Here is a 19,161-nt window from a genome sequence, read left to right as displayed (position 1 = left end):
ATTCAGGTTAACCCGCACAGAAAAAAGTTAACCAACAAGGTTAACTAACGCAGAGCATGGCTTTGCTCAGGTTAACCGGGACAGATTTACCTTGCATTTGTGCGGCCAGTGCATCCGCCCAGCGCTGCTGCAATTGGCGATGCGCCTGCACCAGTTCTGGCACAGAGGACGCAGGCTCGGAGTCCAGCCAGCGGCATTGCTGGGCCTCCCCCTCAAAGCCAACTGGCGTCAGTGTCCAGCTCAACTCCAGGGTAGCGCGTTCGCCATAGACAGATTCGAAGCGCTGTACCAGCACATCGATCTGCCACAGCGGTGTTTTCGGAGCAGCGCTGGCCAACTGGGGAACGCCCAGGCGATCCTGCAAACCAGACGCCAAAGCCAGGGACATTTCATCAGGTAAAGGTGAGGCCCACTGGCTATCGTTGAGCAGGTTGACCTGCCCGCCCGCAGTCTGCGTCAGTACAAAGGAGCGGCGATCCAATTGAGCAGGCACATCCATGCGTCGCAGCTGAAAGCCCTTCCACACTTGCGTGGAAGGAGCCGCAGCCGCCGGAGCGGCATTGGACGCTTGCAAGGTGTAGTAAGTGGGCGTGGTCGAGGCGCAAGCCGTCAGCAAACCGGCGAACGCCACGGGAATCAGAAAACGAGACATCATGGCGCAGGCTCCGGCAGCACGTCAGGAGAACGACCTCGCAGGACCGCCGAGGGCTGGCTTTGCAAGGTATCGCTTAAATCACGCAGGGATCGCAAGGAGCGTTTCAGTTCGCTCAGGGTTTGATCCACAGAGGTATTGAAGGAAGAATCCGAATCCAGCATGGCACCCAGTTTCTGAACAGCGGCATCCATGGACTTGAGCGCACCATTCAGTTGAGGCACCGTCGTCTTGTCCAATTGCTTGAGCACCTGACCCAGCTCCGTCAGCCCGCTTTGCAGATTCTTGCCGATCTGATCGAACGGGATAGCAGCAATCTTGGTAACGATATCGCTGACCTGCTCCTGCAAACGATCAAAATCCCCGGCGATCACAGGCACCACCAAAGGTTTGGCGGTCTCGTCGAACTCGGCTTCAGGGGCCTTGTCGAAGAATTCCAAAGCAATGTACTGCTGGCCCGTAATCAGGCTGGCAGGACGCAATTGACCACGCAGACCACGCTCAACCATCGGTTTGAACAAGGCGCTCATTGGATCTTTCTCGTCCGGTCTAGCCTCCACCACCCGCTCGTACAGGCGACCAAAACGCTGCGGGTAGATACGTGCCTTCACCAGGGCAAAGAAGCGCTTGCGCTCAAAATCAAACTCCAGATCCACATCGTAGACCTGCCCCAGCTCCAGGCCCCGGAACTCCACCTTGGAGCCTGGCACCAGGCCACGCACGGATTGATGGAAATGGAAGCGCAATTCAACCGCGGGACCATCCGGCTCAGCCATCGCGCGCTCTTGTGTGGGGAACAGTTCGTATTGCGAATCGGCCTGAGCAACATCCGTAGGCTCGCCTTCCATCTGATCAAAGGCCAGACCTCCTGCCAAGGCAGAGACCAAGGAATGCGTACGCACATTAAATCCGGTGGAATCCAGCGACATATTGACGCCGCTGACGTTCCAGAAGCGCGAGCCCTGCGTCACGAATTTGTCGTTAGGAGCATCGACAAACACCTGCACACGCACGCCATTACCTTCTTCGTTCAGCTCATAACTGCTGACTTGCCCAACCTGTATGCCCTTGTAGTACAAGGGCGAACCCAGATCCAGCGAGCCCAATTCGGGCGCAGTCAACACGTAACGCTTACCAGCACGGCCACTGGTTACTTCCGGCGGACTTTCCAGGCCCACAAAGTCCAGTTGCTCGCCTTTTTTATTCACTTCAAAAGGCGCGTCCACACCGATATAAACACCCGACAACAAGGTGCCCAGACCGGAGACCCCACTTAAACCCAAACGCGGGCGCACCACCCAGAACCGCGTGTCTTTTTGGGTAATGAACTCGGAGCCATCACGCTCGAGCTGCGCCGTGACCAAAACCCCTTTTCGATCCGGAGACACCTGAATGTCCGAAATCGTACCCACATCCACTTCGCGATAACGTAACTTGGTTTGGTCCACGGCCAAGCCCTCGGCTGAATCAAAGCTGATCGTGATACGCGGTCCGGTCAACATCCAGTTGCGCAGCACCAAAGACGCCCCCACCACGGCGGCGGCTATGGGCAAAATCCAGATCCAGGAGAATCGGGATCGCTTGGCAGGAATCAGTCTAGGCTGCGCGGGCTCGGTCTGACCGTCAGGCTGATTAGTTGTAGGATCGTGCACCTTGTTTCCTTCAGGAAGTCGCCTGTGAGGCAGGCGGAGACGGCGTAGTTTGCGGTTCTATTATTGGTTCTTCGTGGGTATCCTGGTCCCAGCCTTGGCGAGGGTCGTAGCTAAGCGCGGCCAGCATGGTCAAAACCACCACCATGCCAAAGCTCAAGGCCCCCGCTCCAGGAATAATCTGCGACAAGCCTGGGAAGTTGGCCAGTGCTGCCATCAGAACCACCACGAATACGTCCAGCATGGACCATTGCCCAATCAGCTCGACCATGTCGTAAATGCGATTGCGTTGACGCTGTACAGCATTGCCACGCCAACGACGCCCCAACAAAAGAATCATCAAAGCCAGGAGTTTGGTGATGGGGACCACAATACTGGCGATGAACACGATCAATGCCAAGTCCCAGGAGCCCAGTTGCCAGAGTTCAATGACCCCACCCAGAATCGTATGCGCGCTACTGCCTAAAATGCTGCGCAGCTCCATGACAGGCAGGACATTGGCGGGAATATAGAACACGCAGGCCGTCAACACCAGAGCGGCCACCCGTGTGCGGCTATTGGGCTTGCGTTTATGCACAGTTGCACCACAACGGTCACAGTCCGGTTTCTGGCTGGACTGCACAAAGCCACAGTGGGTACAGGCACTCCAGATTGGATGCTCTTTCAAGACCTGCCGGGTCGAAACCGGCACCAGATCACGATCCTCTGCCCAGCGCCACAAGCGCCCCGCCGTAATACGGCTCAAGCCGGTCAGCAGGAAGGTCAGAGCAAAAAAGGCGTACAGACCTGGCGCAATCGTCAAATGCCCGATCCCGGCAAATTTCACCATGGCCACAATCAAGCCCAGGAACAGCACAGCCGTCATGGACCAATGCTCCAGATGGCTCAAGGCCCGCAGGCCAATACCGAAATCACCCGGCAAGGGCTTTTCTCGGACAATCAGGCCCAAGGCCCAGAACTGGAAAATCAGTTGAAACAACGGCAGCCAGAATCCCACCAACCCCGCCATGACGGACAAGCCCCAATACCCCTGCTGCCAGATCAGCAACAGGGCTTTGGGAAACGTGGGCGACACTGTTTTACCCGCCATGCTCAGATAGACGACGGGAAACAGATTGGCAATCAGAAAAAGGATAAAAACCGCCAAGACCAGCGCTTGCCATTCACGTGGTGAAAAGCGGCTGTGGCGGTAAAGTTCAGTATCGCAACGCACACAACGAGCGAGCCCCGCTCCTTGAACGGGGACTCGCTCGTGTACGGTGTCACAGTGCGTACAGACGATTAAGGGGCGCGATGCCCTCACGGCTTAGTCGACTAATTCCGGCTCGGGACGCGAAGAGGCCTTGCTACCGGGCTCATCAGGTCCTGAAGAAGGATATTCCAGTACCACCTCGCCGTTCTCGTCCAGATCCACCTCGACCTGACCACCATCGACCAGACGACCAAACAGCAGCTCGTCGGCCAGGGCACGGCGAATAGTGTCCTGAATAAGCCTGTGCATGGGGCGGGCACCCATGGCTGGGTCGAAGCCCTTGGCAGCCAGATGTTCGCGCAAGGCGTCCGAGAAGGACACTTCGACGCGTTTCTCGTGCAGCTGGTTTTCCAGCTGCATCAGGAACTTGTCCACCACGCGCAGGATAATGTCGCGCGACAAAGGCTTGAAGCCAATGATCGCATCCAGACGGTTACGGAACTCTGGCGAGAAGTGACGCTTGATATCCTGCATTTCATCACCCGAGCGCTGGGGCTGGGTAAAGCCAATGCTGGTCTTGTTCAGCGCTTCGGCTCCGGCGTTGGTGGTCATGATCAGGATGACGTTGCGGAAATCAGCCTTGCGACCGTTGTTATCCGTCAGCGTGCCGTGATCCATCACCTGCAGCAGGATGTTGTAGACGTCCGGGTGCGCTTTCTCGATTTCGTCCAGCAGCAGCACGCAGTGCGGCTGTTTGGTAACGGCTTCGGTCAGCAAACCACCCTGGTCGAAACCGACGTAACCAGGAGGAGCACCGATCAGGCGCGACACGGTGTGACGCTCCATGTATTCGGACATGTCAAAGCGCAGCAGCTCTACGCCCAGCACAAAGGCCAACTGACGCGCCACTTCGGTTTTACCCACGCCGGTCGGGCCGGAGAACAGGAAGGAACCAATAGGCTTGTCAGGCAGACCCAGGCCAGAGCGCGCCATCTTGATGGCAGCCGCCAAGGCGTCAATGGCTACATCCTGACCAAACACCACCGATTTCAGATCGCGGGCCAGGGTTGCCAGCTTGTTGCGATCATCACTGGAGACCGTCTGGGGCGGAATGCGTGCAATACGCGAAACCGTTGCCTGGATGTCGGCCTTGCCGATAACCTTTTTCTGCTTGGAACGTGGCAGCAAGCGCTGCGCTGCACCAGCCTCGTCGATCACGTCGATGGCCTTGTCCGGCAAAAAGCGGTCGTTGATATAACGGGCGGACAACTCCGCTGCCGCCGTCAGGGCCGCTGCCGAGTAACGTACACCGTGGTGCTCTTCGAAATTGGACTTCAAACCACGCAGAATCTGGATGGTTTGCTCCACCGTCGGCTCTGCCACATCGATTTTCTGAAAGCGACGCGACAAGGCGTGGTCTTTTTCGAAAATTCCGCGGTATTCCGAGTAGGTGGTCGCACCCAGACACTTGAGCTGACCGGAGGACAGCGCAGGCTTGAGCAGGTTGGACGCATCCAGCGTACCGCCCGAAGCCGAGCCGGCTCCGATCAGGGTATGGATTTCGTCGATAAACAAAATGGACTGTGCCGTTTCCTTGAGCTGCTTGAGCACCGCCTTCAGACGTTGTTCGAAGTCGCCCCGATATTTGGTACCGGCCAGCAAGGCACCCATATCCAGCGCGTAAACACGCGCTTCGCTAAGAATATCCGGGACGTCACCACGCTGAATGCGCAGTGCCAAGCCTTCGGCAATCGCGGTTTTACCCACGCCAGCCTCCCCGACCAGCAAGGGGTTGTTCTTGCGGCGGCGGCACAGCACCTGGATGACACGCTCCACTTCCTTTTCACGGCCAATCAAGGGATCAATGCGACCCAGGCTGGCTTCGGTATTCAGGTCTGTAGCGTACAGATCCAGAGGGGACTTCTGGGCGTCCGAGCGCGTGTCGGCTTCCGCAGCAGCGGCGGCCTTGGGTGGCTCGGGGGCAGCAGGTTCCGGATTGGCCTTGGTGATACCGTGCGAGAGGAAATTGACAACATCCAGGCGCGAGACACCTTGTTGCTGCAGGTAATACACCGCATGCGAGTCTTTTTCCCCGTACATCGCCACCAGCACATTGGCACCGGAAACCACATTTTTACCGGAGTTGCTGGACGATACGTGCATGATGGCACGCTGTATCACACGCTGAAAGCCCAGCGTGGGTTGGGTATCGACCTCGCCTTCACCAGGGAAAGTGGGCGTATTTTCATTAATGAATTTACGCAGATTCTGGCGCAGTGCATCAATATCGGCAGCACATGCTTTCAACACTTCCAGCGTGGAGGCGTTATCGAGCAGGGACAACAGCAGATGCTCTACCGTGATGAATTCATGGCGCGCGGCACGAGCCTCGACAAAGGCCATGTGTAGACTGACTTCAAGTTCTTCGGAGATCATGCTTCCTCCTACACGGCAAGAGTAAAACTAGGGGTTAAAGCTATTCTATGACTAATTTGCCTGATCTGAACAATACGGTAAACCATTAAATGGTCAAGCATCAGGCACCGGCTCCATCACACACTGCAAAGGGTGCTGTCGCGACTGCGCCAGTTGTCGCACAATTTCCACCTTGGTGGCGGCAATGTCGCGTGGATACACACCACAGACCGCCCGACCCTCGTAATGTACTTTAAGCATAAGCTGTTCGGCCTGCTCCGGGGTCTTGGCAAATACCCGCTCCAGTATATTCACCACGAACTCCATGGGTGTGTAGTCATCATTGAGCAAGATGACCTGATACATGGGTGGTGGGGCAAGCCGCGCGGATTGGCGCTCTACCGTTGTGGCGCCTTGCTTATCGATCTCAATGGCCATAATACAGAACTAGGTGCTTTCCATAGGTTGACTGGGGGGAACAAAATTCAGCATCATCCGACTGATCGTGTCAACTTCACAATAAAAAGTGAGGTGCCGCGATCACAGGCCCAGGGAGGGGCCGAAAAAAGTATCAACCATACACTAAGTTGAGAGGCAGCAAGCATGTCGGAAACTACCACCACCGCAGGCACTGGAGACAATCAAAAACTATCCGGGACCGTTAAGTGGTTCAATGATGCCAAAGGCTTTGGGTTTATTACACCCGATAACGGCGGCGAAGATCTCTTCGCTCATTTTTCATCCATTCAGATGAACGGGTTCAAGACTTTGAAAGAAGGCCAGAAAGTTCTGTATGAAGTCGCCCAAGGCCCCAAAGGCAAGCAGGCACTTAATATTACTTCGCCTTAAGATCTCTTGCGCTCTCGATTCTAACAAAAGCAGGTTCGCAACACACATGCAGTATCGCACTACGACTACGGGGCCTGCGCGCCCTGTTTTTTTTGCCTGTCTTCTGGCTGCGCTTTGTTTTAGCGCCCCGGTCCAGGCGGATGAGACTCTTCCCACCCTGACACTATCCCTGGGTTCCAAACAAATCCAGGCGGAAGTGGCCGATCGCGACGAGACTCGTGCACAAGGTTTGATGCATCGAGAAAGCCTGGCCCCCGATCACGGCATGTTATTCGTATTCGAGCAAAGCGGAATGCCTTGCTTCTGGATGAAGAATACGCCTCTGCCGCTGGATATCGCCTTCATTACTGAAGAAGGCACGATCACCAATATCGAGGCCATGCAACCCTTTGATCTTCAATCCCACTGCCCGGTGCGACCTGTGCGCTATGCCTTGGAGATGGAACAAGGCTGGTTCAAGCAAGCAGACAAAAAGGCCGGTGAGACAATCACCGGCCTGCCTGCCCTGCAACCTTAGTTAGACGCGCTCAAGAATCAAGGCCACGCCCTGGCCGACACCAATACACATGGTGCACAGGGCGTAGCGTCCGCCTGTGCGATGCAACTGGTTGATAGCCGCAATCGCCAGACGCGCACCACTGGCACCCAGAGGGTGACCCAGCGCAATCGCGCCCCCGTTCGGGTTCACGCGAGGATCGTTATCAGCCAGACCCAGCATGCGAGTCACCGCCAGACCTTGAGCGGCAAAGGCCTCGTTCAGCTCGATCACATCCATTTGATCCAGAGTCAGACCCGCCAAAGCCAGCACCTTCTGGCTGGCAGGTGCCGGGCCAATACCCATGATGCGTGGCTCCACACCGGCAAACGCCATGGCCACCACACGAGCACGCGGAGTCAGGCCTTGGGCTTCGACGGTTGCCTTGTTGGCAACCAGCAGCGCGCAAGCACCATCGTTCACACCCGAGGCGTTGCCCGCGGTCACGGTGCCATCGGCACGCACGACAGGCTTCAAGCGAGTCAGGGACTCCAGAGTCGTGGCACGTGGGTGCTCGTCCTTATCCACCACAATGGGATCGCCCTTGCGCTGGGGAATGATCACAGGGGTAATTTCTTCAGCCAGAATGCCGGCTTCCTGGGCAGCGGCCGCACGCAGCTGGCTATTCAGGGCAAACACGTCCTGGTCTTCACGGGACACATTGAACTGCTGAGCCACGTTTTCAGCCGTTTCGGGCATGGAGTCCACACCGTACTGCTCTTTCATGGCTTTGTTGATGAAGCGCCAGCCAATCGTGGTGTCATAAATACCCGCGCTGCGGGAGAACGCCGTTTCAGCCTTACCCATGACGAAGGGAGCGCGGCTCATGCTTTCCACACCACCGGCCAGGATGAAAGAGGCATCGCCAGCGCGAATGGCACGAGCAGCCGAACCAATCGCGTCCAGGCCCGAACCGCACAGACGGTTCAAGGTCACGCCAGGCACGTACACGGGCAAACCGGCCAGCAGAGCGGACATCCGCGCCACGTTGCGGTTGTCTTCACCCGCCTGGTTGGCGCAGCCGTACATCACATCATCCAGCTTGCTCCAATCGACTTGGGGGTTGCGCTTCATCAGCGCGGCAATAGGCACCGCACCCAGGTCATCCGCCCTCACAGCGGACAGCGAACCGCCATAACGTCCGAAAGGCGTACGAATTGCGTCACAAATAAAGGCGTCCTGACTCATGAAATTCACCCTGATATCTTGAATAAAATCACGCGAGAGCACTATGAAGAGCGCTCGAAATCTACTGTTTTGATAGTAGCGCTTGAGTACAGCCGGGTTTTTTCTGGTGATTCAGCATGTCCGCAGTGCGGTCATTTTAGCGCGTCCAGTCCCGAACGATCTGGCGGTCTACGCGCCAAAGCGCCTGGTACAGTGACAAGCCGAATCCACACCAGGAAAAAGCTTATTCAATTCTCATACCCGCAACGCCAGGTAATCACGGCATTAAGAAAACAAGGCGCCCTCGCACAGGAAAGCAGACGGAAGCCCTCTTTCCTGCACTCAAACCAATATGAGGGCACTCGTTTTTACAATCGCCAGCCGAACGACCCACTCAAAGCAGCGCTAGAACGGTTCGGTGCAATTAAGCGCTTGACCACTTGAAGCAACTTTCGCTTGTGCCAATTCTAGTCGGGCGGCCAGGATGTCAGCCTGGAAGGCCTCCTCACTCTGCACACGAGCCACCGCGGCGGCGCCTATCACACGCCCCGCCTCCACATCACTTTGCCAATGTACATTGCAAATGACACGGCTTTGACCGAAAGACAGGCCACGAGCCAGCAACTCATTACTTCGTTCGGGGCTGATCTGCGCCAACACTAGTGCCCATGCCCAGCCAGCAGCCGCATGGCCCGAGGGATAGGAACCATCATTGCGCAAAAACTCCTCATCCGCTGGCGTGCATGTATCTTCATTATGAAGATCGAAAGGACGCACCCGCTGATACTTGTTTTTGGCTCCGTAAGTGGATAGACCCGCATCAGGCAACAAGCGACGCATCATCTGATAAATAACCGGCGTGCTCTCTTGGTCGATTTGAACTCCCAATGCGCACGAATAATTCTGAGCGGGCCGTGGAAATACCAAGTCTGCATCTTGTTTAGCCAATGCCCAGCGAGCTGACCCTTTTAGCTGCCCGGCAGCCCGACGCGCTTCTTCATCCCGGGCAAAGGCCGCACTATCTGCAGCCGGCGGCGGATCGAGGAGCATCACACTATCCGGCAGTTCAGTTTGGTCCAAGTAACCAGCCACCCGCTTGACGGAAGAGTGACTTTCCTTGACTTCCAAATGTGTAGAAGGCTGAGCGCTCAACTGACCCGCCGACAAAAACAAGACACTGCCCACCAGGCCCAACAAGGCAGGACGAACACGCAAAGCAGCAGACATAGCAGACCTCGACTAAAGGAGCAAAAAGCCCCGGTTTCGGAAAACGCCAACGGTCGCGTGTGGAGCTCTTGACCCGGCTGAGACCGGTAAACACTGAAGCTGCACCCCGGCACGATTGGAAGACAATCCGCGATCTTGCCATTGCAGCCGCCAAACTGAATAGAGTGCTTGCCATTTGGTGCCACAGATCAAGCACCCTCATGGCCTGCTCATGGCATACTTCCCCCGTTGACATCCTCTACAGGCTCATCACCATGCAAGGCAACCCCGAAGTCCTCGACTATCTGAATCAACTGCTGCGCGGCGAACTCGCAGCGCGCGACCAGTACTTTATCCATTCCCGCTTTTACGAGCATCTGGGCTTCACGCAGCTTTACGAGCGCATGAACCACGAAATGGAAGAAGAAACACAGCACGCTGACGCCCTGATACGCCGCATCCTGATGCTCGACGGTATTCCCGACATGCGCCCCAATGCGTTTGAACCCGGAAAGGACGTGGTCGGCATGTTGCGCAAGGATCTGGAACTGGAATATGAAGTTCGCGCGGCTCTGCAAAAAGGCATAGCACTGGCAGAATCCGCCAGCGATTTCGTGACACGCGACATCATTCTGGCCCAGTTGCGCGACACGGAAGAAGACCACACCTACTGGCTGGAGAAGCAATTGGGCCTGATCGAAAAAGTGGGCCTGGAAAACTACCAGCAATCCCAGATGTAAGGTCTTCAAAAACAAGGCATGGCCGCACACGCCCTATGACTTGTTTTCATTGAAGCCATAAAAAAACCGCCAGCATGCGCATGGCGGTTTTTTATTGCCGGGTAGCCCTCCAATGAGCGCTACCCTCAACCTGGACGATTAACCCAGGTTCTTGGCAGCAAAGTCCCAGTTCACCAGGTTCCAGAAAATTTCCAGGTACTTGGGACGGGCATTGCGGTAGTCGATGTAGTAGGCGTGTTCCCACACATCACAGGTGATCAGGGCGACGTCGTCGGAAGTCAGCGTCGTGCCAGCGTTGCTGGTGTTGACGATGTCCAGGGAACCGTCGGCCTTTTTGACCAACCAGGTCCAGCCCGAACCGAAGTTGCCAACGGCAGACTTGGTGAAGGCTTCTTTGAAGGCGTCAAAGCTGCCCCATTTGGCGTTGATGGCATCAGCCACTTTGCCGGTAGGAGCGCCGCCGCCGTTAGGGGACAGGCTGTTCCAGTAAAAAGTGTGGTTCCAAACCTGAGCAGCGTTGTTGAACACGCCACCGGAGGATTTCTTGACCACATCTTCCAGGGAAGCGTTTTCAAATTCGGTGCCAGCAACCAGATTGTTCAGGTTGGTGACGTAAGCCTGGTGATGCTTACCGTAGTGAAACTCCAAAGTTTCCTTGGAGATATGTGGCTCAAGGGCGTTGAGTTCGTATGGAAGAGCTGGAAGAGTGAATGCCATTTCAATTCCTTCTAAAAAAAAACCGTGTTTGGTATCCAACAAGGACGACGCAGCCTAGAGCAGATCGTGCGTGCGCACCACATCCACCGACACATGACCGCGACTCAACTCGACATCGAGTCGTTCACCAATCTTTAAGTCTAACGCATTTTTTACAACTTTCCCCTCGCTATCCCTGACTATGGCATATCCACGATTGATGATAAGGCGCGGGGACAAGGCTTGCAGCGTTTGCTGGGCCGCGGCCAGGCGCTGGCGACGCAAAACCAGCGCATGATCCAGACCTTTTTCCAGCCGTTGGAAAAGCATATTCAGATTTTGCTGTCTTGACGTCAGCTGAGGAATGCTGCGCTCCAAACGCGCCCTCAAGGTAGTCAGGCGCAACGCAGCAGTATCGGGGACGCTGCGAGCCACACGTTGCAGTCTTTGGGTGAGATGATCCAGACGTTGCTGCTGCTGGGCCAGGCGTTGATGCGGAGAGACCAATTTGGCTACCGCCCGATCCAGACGCAGAGAGGCCCGGTCCAGATGACGCTGCACACCGTGGCTCAACGCGCCCATGCGCGCAAACACCTGTTCCAGTAACTGATCGCGCCCCAGACAGGCCAGTTCGGCGGCGGCGGTTGGCGTGGGTGCGCGCAAGTCAGCTACAAAATCAGCAATGGTGAAGTCTGTCTCGTGCCCCACCCCACTAATAATAGGGATAGGACTGGACGCGATCAGACGCGCCAGACCTTCGTCGTTAAAAGCCCAGAGATCTTCCAGACTTCCGCCCCCACGCACCAGCAAGAGCGTATCAACCTCGGCCCGCTCAATCGCCGTTTCCAGAGCTTGCCGCAATCGCGGCGGTGCTTCTGCTCCTTGAACCGGAGCAGGATAAATAATGATGCGCACGTGCGGAGCACGACGCTCCATCGCTGTCAGGACATCCCGCAAGGCCGCGGCTGCCAGGGAAGTGATAATACCTATGCTGCGCGGCAAGGTGGCGATGGGGCGTTTGCGCTCGGGATCGAACAAACCTTCGCTTTGCAACTGCCCTTTCAGCCGCAAAAAGGCTTCGTGCAAATCCCCCAGCCCGGCGCGGCGCATGCCTTCCACCTGAACCTGGAAGTCCCCGCGTGCCTCGTACAAGGTAACCGAGCAGCGAAACTCGAAGCGCTCGCCCGCACGCGGCACAAAGCCGACGGCCTGGGCACGCCCCCGAAACATGACGGCACGAACCGCGGCCTTATCGTCCTTGATGGAAAAGTACCAATGCCCCGAAGCGGCCTGGGTAAAGTTCGACACCTCACCACTGACCCAAACGACGGGCATGTGCTCGTCCAGCAACTGGCTGACACGGCGATTCAACTGTGCCACGGTCCATACCGCAGGTACTCTAGATTCTTGATAATGCATCATATTCTTTGTTTTTGACTCGCCCCGAACGAGTTTTCCACCGTTCCGTATCCACAACTGTCATGCTTTTGTCAAATAGACGCCAAGACAATGGCTTCCGTTGAACACCTGATGCAGCACTTTATCGAAACCGGATAAGCCATTGAAATTAAAGACTATTTATAAAAACACCAAGATGGTCGAAAATTAGCCAGAGAACCTCTAAACCACCGCCCGAGCCACTATGGGATGTTTTATACACAGAATTATCCACAGTTTTTGTGGATAGTTTTAGCACTACACCTATTACTTCAAATACATCAGGGGTTTGGCCGTGCTTTGTGGGAAAAGACCGCAAAGTGTACCGCGCTCGCGCCGGAACATTCCCGCAATGCGGACAGGGGCTCTACAATAAGCGCTGATTTATTTCGTGACCGGATAATAGACTCGTGCTTACTTTGATCCATGCCGCTGGCTGGCCTGTCTGGTTCCTGCTGGCCTGCTCCATTCTTGCCCTGGGTTTGATCCTGGAGCGTCTTTTAGCCCTGCGCAGTAAACGAATTCTACCGGCCGGACTGGCACGCCAGATCAGCGAGCTGACGGCCCAGAACCGGATTCAGGACGAGTCCCTGCCCCGCCTGTACGATAACTCCCCTCTGGGTCGAGTATTAGCCACCGTACTGAAAAACCGCCACCAAACTTCCGCCGTGCGTGAGTCTGCGGTCGAAGCAGAAGGCAAAGACATCAGCTACCAATTGAACAAGTACATTCCGGCACTGGGCACCATTGCCGTGATCGCCCCTTTGCTGGGCCTGTTTGGTACGGTTATTGGCATGATCGACATTTTTGCCGCCTACGACCCCGCCGGTGGCGACCCCAGCCTGATTGCCCGTGGCATTTCCGTGGCCCTGTACAACACCGCCCTGGGGATTCTGATTGCCGTCCCGGCCATGATCTTTCACCGCTATTTTCGCAGCCGTGCCGACTATCTGCTTCACTGCCTGGAAACGGAAGCGAGTGCGCTGGATCGTCTGTTGGCTCAGAGGGCCGTCTGATGCGCTTTCGCCGAGCCCAAGACCAGGACACGCTGGAACTGAATCTGGTGCCCTTGATAGATGTTTTGCTGGTGGTGCTGATTTTCCTGGCTGCCAGCAGCACCTTCGTGCGCTATCGCCAGTTGGATGTTTCCTTGCCCCAGGCTCAGGCCCAGGCCGCACAAACCACGGAACTGTTACTGGCTATCAGCCAGGACGGGCGCTACGCCTTGAACGGCATGTGGCTGGATGCCAGCAGTAGCTCTCCCCTTAGCCAAGCCTTGTCGAGCGAAAAGACTGACGAAAACAGCAGCCTGCTGATTCTGGCCGATGCCCAAGCCCCCCACTTCGCGGTGGTACAGGCTATGGAGGCCGCCCGTCAGGTTGGCATTCATCGCATTCACTTTGCAACCCAGGCCCCATGAGCGTGCGCGTCCGCCTGACTCATTGGCTTCACCAGCAGTGGCAGAAAAAAGGCTGGTTCAGCCTTGTAATGCGCCCGCTTTCAGCGCTGGCTGCGCTCTTCGTACAGCGCAAGCAGCAACGCTACGAGCAAGATCCCGCCGCATCCTACCGCAGCCCGGTGCCGGTGATCGTGGTGGGCAATATCATCGTGGGTGGCGCAGGCAAAACCCCCGTCGTCCTGGCTCTGACCGAGCAGTTGCGCGCCCTGGGATGGACACCCGGCATTGTCAGCCGAGGTTACGGGGTAGAGATCGGCCCCAGCCCGCGCGTAGGCCAGGGCCAATTAGCCGCCGAACAATTTGGCGATGAACCCGCCCTGATTGCCGCCCAAACCCGGGCCCCCATCGCCGTTCACCCTCGCCGTGCGCTGGCGGCCCAGGCTTTGCTCGAGAAATTTCCGGCAGTCGACCTGATTATTTCGGATGACGGCCTTCAACATCTGGCCTTGCAACGCGATATGGAAGTCGTGGTACAGGATGCTCGCGGTGTGGGAAATGGCTTGCTGCTGCCAGCGGGACCATTGCGTGAAAGCCCCGAACGCCTGCGTCGCGTGGACTGGCTGATCAGCCAGATTGTGGCCGACCAAACGCCGCCTTCCACCCCTCAACCCGCCGAGCCTGGCCGCGCCCTGAGCATGAGCCTGCGTCCTTATCAGCTGGAACACCTGAGTTCGGGCCGTCGCCTAAGCTGGTCGGACTGGTATCAGGAATACGGCCAGCAAGAACTGCAGGCGCTGGCCGCCATTGGCCAGCCCGCCCGTTTTTTCACGATGCTGCGCGCTTGTGGTCTGCATCTGAGCCAGACTTTCCCCCTGCCCGACCATGCCGCCTTGCAAGCTCAGGACTTTCAGGCCCTGCATGAGGGGCCGATACTCATTACCCGTAAAGACGCCGTAAAATGCCAGCACCTGAACGACCCACGTCTGTGGGTTGTGGATGTCCAGCCCGTGTTTTCACGCCCGGACTGGATTGCTGAACTGGATAGCCTGCTGCGCGAACGGCGCTCAACCTTACCCACATTACCCGGAGTTCAATAATGGAAGCTCGCCTACTCGAAGTGCTGGTCTGCCCCTTGTGCAAAGGCCCGCTGCGCCACGACCGCGAACAGCAAGAATTGGTCTGCAAGGCCGACAAACTGGCCTTCCCCATTGTGGACGGCATCCCTACCATGCTGATCAACGAAGCACGTCAACTGGACGCGCAGGAACCTTCCAGCAACTGATATGACTTTTTCCGTCATCATCCCTGCCCGCCTGGGTTCAACCCGTCTACCGAACAAACCGCTGGCCGACATTGCAGGCCAACCCATGATCGTGCGTTGCGCTCAACAAGCCGCGCAAAGCGGGGCGCGTCAGGTCTGGGTGGCGACGGACTCACCGCAAGTGCTGGAGGCTGTCCGGGCGCATGGTTTCAATGCCTTGCTGACCGATGCAGAACACCCGACCGGCACTGACCGTCTGGCCCAGGCCGCTCGCCTGCTGGAGCTGTCCGAGGACGAGATCGTGGTCAATGTGCAAGGTGACGAGCCCCTGATTCAGCCCGAACACATCAATGCCGCCGCCGAGCTGCTGGCACGCAGCGAACAGGCCGACATTGCCACGCTGGCCGCGCCCATCAAGAACGCCGAGACACTCTTTAACCCCAATGCCGTCAAAGTGGTTTGCGACCTGCAAGGCCGCGCCCTGTACTTTTCCCGCGCTCCCATGCCCTGGGCCCGCGACGCGCTGGCCGGTGGCGAACAGGTACTGGCCGACGGGCTTCCCGCATTGCACCATATTGGCCTTTATGCCTACCGAAATCGCTTCCTGCAGCAGTACGCCCAGCTACCTCGTGGGCCACTGGAACACTTCGAGTCTCTGGAGCAACTGCGAGCCATGGAAAACGGCTTCCAGATTATGGTTCACCGCCTTCAGGAGATTCCTGCAGCCGGGGTAGACACCGAACAAGACCTGGAAAGAGTACGCGCTCACTTCGCAAATCGGTTATAAAAGATCTTTTTTCTGCTCTATCCGAATAAAAAATGCGCTAAATATGCTGCAACGCATCATACTGAAGCGAGAATCGGATCGACGCATTTCCTGGAGGAATTCATGCGACTCATACTGCTCGGGCCCCCTGGTGCCGGCAAAGGCACTCAAGCTGCTTTCATCACCGAGAAATTTGGTATTCCACAAATTTCCACGGGCGATATGCTGCGTGCCGCTGTCAAAGCCCAAACCCCGCTGGGTGTAGAAGCCAAAAAAATCATGGACGCCGGCGGCCTGGTTTCGGATGACCTGATCATCGGCCTGGTACGCGATCGCCTGCAAGCAGCCGACTGTGAGCCCGGCTACCTGTTCGACGGTTTCCCACGCACGATTCCCCAGGCCGATGCCTTGAAGGATGCCCAGGTCAAACTGGACTTCGTGATCGAGATCGACGTTCCTGAAGAAAGCATTATCGAACGCATGAGCGGCCGCCGTATCCACGCAGCCAGCGGTCGTAGCTACCACGTCACCTTCAATCCACCCAAAACCCCCGGTGTGGACGACGTAACAGGCGAACCCTTGCTCCAGCGCGACGATGACCGCGAGGAAACCGTACGCCACCGCTTGTCTGTCTATCGCGAGCAGACCCGCCCTCTGGTCGATTACTACTCGCAATGGTCAGCCACTGGCGACCCGCAAGCTCCGGCCTATCGCAAGATTTCCGGCGTGGGCAGCGTCGATGAGATCCGCCAGCGCATTGTGGACGCCCTGGCAAGCTAAGTAAGTCAAGATTCAGCCGGCCCCAAAAGGGCCGGTTGTTTATTATCCAAGGGAGACAAGCTCATGCAAATCAATAACAAGACTTTTATTGTCACCGGCGGCGCATCGGGTCTGGGCGCAGGCACCGTACGTATGCTGGTTGAAAACGGCGCCCGCGTGGTGATCGCCGATATTCAGGACGAGGCCGGTGAGGCTCTGGCCAAAGAGCTGGGCCAACTTTATCAGCGCTGTGATGTTACTTCCGAGCAAGATGCCCAGGCCGTCGTGGATCTGGCTTGCCAGGACAGCGCCCGCCCCCTGTTCGGACTGATCAACTGTGCCGGCGTGGCTCCCGCCTCGCGCACGGTAGGACGCAATGGCCCGCACACGCTGGACCTGTTCCAGAAAACCGTCATGATCAACCTGGTCGGCACCTTCAATATGTGCCGCCTGGCCGCTGCGGCCATGGGCAGCAACACCCCCGAAGCCTCGGGCGAGCGTGGCGTGCTGATCAACACCGCTTCGGTAGCCGCCTATGATGGCCAGATTGGCCAAGCCGCTTACGGTGCTTCCAAAGCCGGTGTGGTCGGTTTGACCCTGCCTCTGGCCCGCGACCTGGCCCAGACCGGCATCCGTGTCATGACGATTGCTCCCGGCATCTTCGGCACCCCCATGATGTTTGCCATGCCTCAGGAAGTTCAGGACTCCCTGGCGGCCAGCATTCCTTTCCCATCGCGCCTGGGTCGCCCTGAAGATTTCTCCCAACTGGTGCAGAGCATCATCAATAATGAAATGCTCAATGGCGAAACCATCCGTCTGGATGGCGCTATTCGTATGGCACCAAAATAACTTTCTGTATCGGCTCCAATGGGTTTGTTTCGCTCGGCGGCCACAATTAGTGGCCTGACGCTGCTGTCTCGTATCACCGGACTGGCACGCGATATTCTGATTGCCCGTGCCTTTGGGGCGGGCCCGCTCACCGACGCTTTCTGGGTGGCATTTCGCATTCCCAATCTGCTGCGACGCCTGTTTGCAGAAGGAGCGTTTTCACAAGCCTTTGTCCCCATCCTGGGGCAGGTGCGCAAGGAGCACGAGCAGGACAAGGTCCAGCAATTGCTGGACCGCGTCGCCCTGCTGCTGACCTTTGCTGTCATGCTGGTCACTGCCATTGGCATTGTTGCGGCCCCCTGGGTCGTCAGTGCCATGGCCAGTGGCCTGACCGCCCCCGAGCGACAAACCGAATTTGGTGCCGCCATCACCATGACGCGCATGATGTTCCCCTACATCATCTGCATGTCGCTGGTGGCTTTTGCCTCTGCGGTACTGAACACCTGGAGCCGCTTTGCGGTTCCGGCTTTCACTCCTATCCTGCTGAATCTGTCCATGATTGGCGCCAGCCTGTTTCTGGCCCAGCATATGGAAACACCCATTTACGCCCTGGCCGTTGGGGTGATGGTGGGCGGTCTGGCCCAATTGCTGGTGCAATGGAGCGCATTGGCCCGTCTGGGCCTGTTGCCACGATTCTCGCTACGACTGGGTGAAGCGCGCCGCGACCCTATCGTGCAGCGCATTCTTAAACAGATGCTGCCCGCCATTCTGGGCGTTTCTGTTGCGCAGATTTCCCTGCTGATCAATACCAATATCGCCACTTGGCTGCAGTCCGGCAGCGTGACCTGGCTGTCCTTTGCCGACCGTCTGATGGAGTTCCCCACTGCCCTGCTAGGTGTGGCACTGGGCACAGTCTTGCTGCCCAAGCTGTCGGCCGCCCATGCCGGCAAGGACGACAAGAACTACAGCGGCTTGCTGGACTGGGGCCTGCGCCTGGTCCTGCTGCTGGGCCTGCCTGCCGCCCTGGGCATGGCCTTGCTGTCCGACGGCCTGGTCGCCACCCTGTTTCACTACGGTGCGTTTGCTGCCGCTGATGTTGCCCAGACCAAATTGGCAGTCGGTGCCTATTCGGTTGGCCTGGTGGGCCTGCTGGCCATCAAGATTCTGGCCCCCGGCTTTTACGCCCGCCAGGATATCCGCACTCCCGTACGCATCGCCATTGCCGTTCTGATCATTACCCAGCTCTTTAACCTGGTACTGGTGCCCACGTTTGCCCATGCCGGGCTGGCCTTGTCGATTGGCCTGGGTGCCACTGTCAATGCGCTGACCTTGCTGGTCATGCTGCGAAAGCGCGGCATTTACCAGCCCAATCATGACTGGTTACGTTTTTTCCTGAAGATTATTCCCGCCCTGGCTGCTCTGGCCGCCGTCCTCTTGCTGGCTGACCGTTATATCGACTGGATCAGCCTGGGAGCCACGCCCCTGCTGCGTGTGCTGTATCTGGGCGGCGTGTTGCTTGCCAGCGGCATTTCCTATTTCGGCATGTTGTTTATCGTAGGCATTCGCCCCTCTTACTTTACAAAGCGGGCTTAGTATCCTAGAATAATTGT

20 protein-coding genes are annotated in these 19,161 nt (G+C 57.2%); 11 read left to right on the top strand and 9 right to left on the bottom strand.

Annotated elements, in window-relative coordinates:
• Nucleotides 1–40 precede the first annotated feature (40 nt).
• The 5 genes from D0C27_RS09870 to clpS form a co-directional block, all read right to left on the bottom strand.
• On the bottom strand, nt 41–655 hold the full coding sequence (locus tag D0C27_RS09870; protein WP_137430882.1) for a PqiC family protein: 615 nt from the start codon (nt 653–655) through the stop codon (nt 41–43).
• Nucleotides 652–2,304, bottom strand: a complete 1,653-nt coding sequence (locus tag D0C27_RS09865) for an intermembrane transport protein PqiB (RefSeq protein WP_115635109.1) — start codon at nt 2,302–2,304, stop codon at nt 652–654. The genes D0C27_RS09870 and D0C27_RS09865 overlap by 4 nt, the downstream gene beginning before the upstream one ends.
• A 10-nt stretch (nt 2,305–2,314) precedes the next feature.
• Nucleotides 2,315–3,514 (bottom strand): paraquat-inducible protein A, encoded by a 1,200-nt coding sequence (locus tag D0C27_RS09860; RefSeq protein WP_137430881.1) that lies wholly within the window; start codon nt 3,512–3,514, stop codon nt 2,315–2,317.
• 93 nt (nt 3,515–3,607) lie between these two features.
• Nucleotides 3,608–5,929, bottom strand: coding sequence for an ATP-dependent Clp protease ATP-binding subunit ClpA (clpA, locus tag D0C27_RS09855; RefSeq protein ID WP_035268183.1), 2,322 nt, complete (start codon nt 5,927–5,929; stop codon nt 3,608–3,610).
• A 93-nt stretch (nt 5,930–6,022) separates the two neighbouring features.
• Nucleotides 6,023–6,346: an ATP-dependent Clp protease adapter ClpS gene (gene clpS, locus D0C27_RS09850; protein WP_026482895.1), complete on the bottom strand. Its 324-nt coding sequence runs from the start codon at nt 6,344–6,346 to the stop codon at nt 6,023–6,025.
• A gap of 165 nt (nt 6,347–6,511) precedes the next feature.
• Here clpS and D0C27_RS09845 point away from each other — a divergent pair, with 165 nt between their 5' ends.
• Nucleotides 6,512–6,757, top strand: coding sequence for a cold-shock protein (locus tag D0C27_RS09845; RefSeq protein ID WP_003801483.1), 246 nt, complete (start codon nt 6,512–6,514; stop codon nt 6,755–6,757).
• Between the two features lie 46 nt (nt 6,758–6,803).
• Nucleotides 6,804–7,274, top strand: coding sequence for a DUF192 domain-containing protein (locus D0C27_RS09840; protein WP_137430880.1), 471 nt, complete (start codon nt 6,804–6,806; stop codon nt 7,272–7,274).
• Here the strand turns inward: D0C27_RS09840 and pcaF are convergent, their stop codons facing one another.
• Together pcaF and D0C27_RS09830 are read right to left on the bottom strand one after the other, a co-directional pair.
• Nucleotides 7,275–8,480, bottom strand: coding sequence for a 3-oxoadipyl-CoA thiolase (gene pcaF / locus D0C27_RS09835; RefSeq protein ID WP_060186001.1), 1,206 nt, complete (start codon nt 8,478–8,480; stop codon nt 7,275–7,277).
• Between the two features lie 384 nt (nt 8,481–8,864).
• A complete protein-coding gene (locus D0C27_RS09830) occupies nt 8,865–9,686 on the bottom strand; it encodes an acid phosphatase (RefSeq protein WP_137430879.1) in 822 nt (273 codons plus the stop codon).
• A gap of 254 nt (nt 9,687–9,940) precedes the next feature.
• On the opposite strand from D0C27_RS09830, the gene bfr reads away from it, so the two are divergent.
• The gene (gene bfr / locus D0C27_RS09825; RefSeq protein WP_035268187.1) at nt 9,941–10,405 is read left to right on the top strand and encodes a bacterioferritin; all 465 of its coding nucleotides are present in this window, start codon (nt 9,941–9,943) and stop codon (nt 10,403–10,405) included.
• A gap of 138 nt (nt 10,406–10,543) precedes the next feature.
• Here bfr and sodB read toward each other — a convergent pair whose 3' ends face one another.
• Nucleotides 10,544–11,122 (bottom strand): superoxide dismutase [Fe], encoded by a 579-nt coding sequence (sodB, locus tag D0C27_RS09820; RefSeq protein WP_009455685.1) that lies wholly within the window; start codon nt 11,120–11,122, stop codon nt 10,544–10,546.
• Between the two features lie 54 nt (nt 11,123–11,176).
• On the bottom strand, nt 11,177–12,523 hold the full coding sequence (gene xseA / locus D0C27_RS09815; protein ID WP_137430878.1) for an exodeoxyribonuclease VII large subunit: 1,347 nt from the start codon (nt 12,521–12,523) through the stop codon (nt 11,177–11,179).
• A 425-nt stretch (nt 12,524–12,948) separates the two neighbouring features.
• Here xseA and D0C27_RS09810 point away from each other — a divergent pair, with 425 nt between their 5' ends.
• From D0C27_RS09810 to murJ, 8 genes are all read left to right on the top strand, one after another.
• On the top strand, nt 12,949–13,554 hold the full coding sequence (locus tag D0C27_RS09810) for a MotA/TolQ/ExbB proton channel family protein (RefSeq protein WP_137430877.1): 606 nt from the start codon (nt 12,949–12,951) through the stop codon (nt 13,552–13,554).
• A complete protein-coding gene (locus D0C27_RS09805; RefSeq protein WP_083053770.1) occupies nt 13,554–13,958 on the top strand; it encodes an ExbD/TolR family protein in 405 nt (134 codons plus the stop codon). Before D0C27_RS09810 ends, D0C27_RS09805 begins: the two co-directional genes overlap by 1 nt.
• The gene (gene lpxK / locus D0C27_RS09800; protein WP_137430876.1) at nt 13,955–15,034 is read left to right on the top strand and encodes a tetraacyldisaccharide 4'-kinase; all 1,080 of its coding nucleotides are present in this window, start codon (nt 13,955–13,957) and stop codon (nt 15,032–15,034) included. The genes D0C27_RS09805 and lpxK overlap by 4 nt, the downstream gene beginning before the upstream one ends.
• Nucleotides 15,034–15,219 carry a Trm112 family protein gene (locus D0C27_RS09795; protein WP_009455665.1) on the top strand — a complete coding sequence of 62 codons (186 nt, stop codon included), beginning with the start codon at nt 15,034–15,036 and terminating at the stop codon, nt 15,217–15,219. The genes lpxK and D0C27_RS09795 overlap by 1 nt, the downstream gene beginning before the upstream one ends.
• Before the next feature lies 1 nt (nt 15,220).
• Nucleotides 15,221–15,985 carry a 3-deoxy-manno-octulosonate cytidylyltransferase gene (gene kdsB / locus D0C27_RS09790; RefSeq protein WP_115635098.1) on the top strand — a complete coding sequence of 255 codons (765 nt, stop codon included), beginning with the start codon at nt 15,221–15,223 and terminating at the stop codon, nt 15,983–15,985.
• A 102-nt stretch (nt 15,986–16,087) separates the two neighbouring features.
• Nucleotides 16,088–16,744, top strand: coding sequence for an adenylate kinase (adk, locus tag D0C27_RS09785; protein ID WP_035268201.1), 657 nt, complete (start codon nt 16,088–16,090; stop codon nt 16,742–16,744).
• Between the two features lie 63 nt (nt 16,745–16,807).
• A complete protein-coding gene (locus tag D0C27_RS09780; protein WP_060186008.1) occupies nt 16,808–17,572 on the top strand; it encodes a 3-hydroxyacyl-CoA dehydrogenase in 765 nt (254 codons plus the stop codon).
• 18 nt (nt 17,573–17,590) lie between these two features.
• Nucleotides 17,591–19,144 carry a murein biosynthesis integral membrane protein MurJ gene (murJ, locus tag D0C27_RS09775; protein ID WP_083053773.1) on the top strand — a complete coding sequence of 518 codons (1,554 nt, stop codon included), beginning with the start codon at nt 17,591–17,593 and terminating at the stop codon, nt 19,142–19,144.
• Nucleotides 19,145–19,161 lie beyond the last annotated feature (17 nt).

The organism is Alcaligenes faecalis (assembly GCF_005311025.1).
Lineage (GTDB): Bacteria > Pseudomonadota > Gammaproteobacteria > Burkholderiales > Burkholderiaceae_B > Alcaligenes > Alcaligenes phenolicus.
Note: the sequence above shows the minus strand (reverse complement) of the source record. Positions and strands in the feature narration are given on the sequence as shown.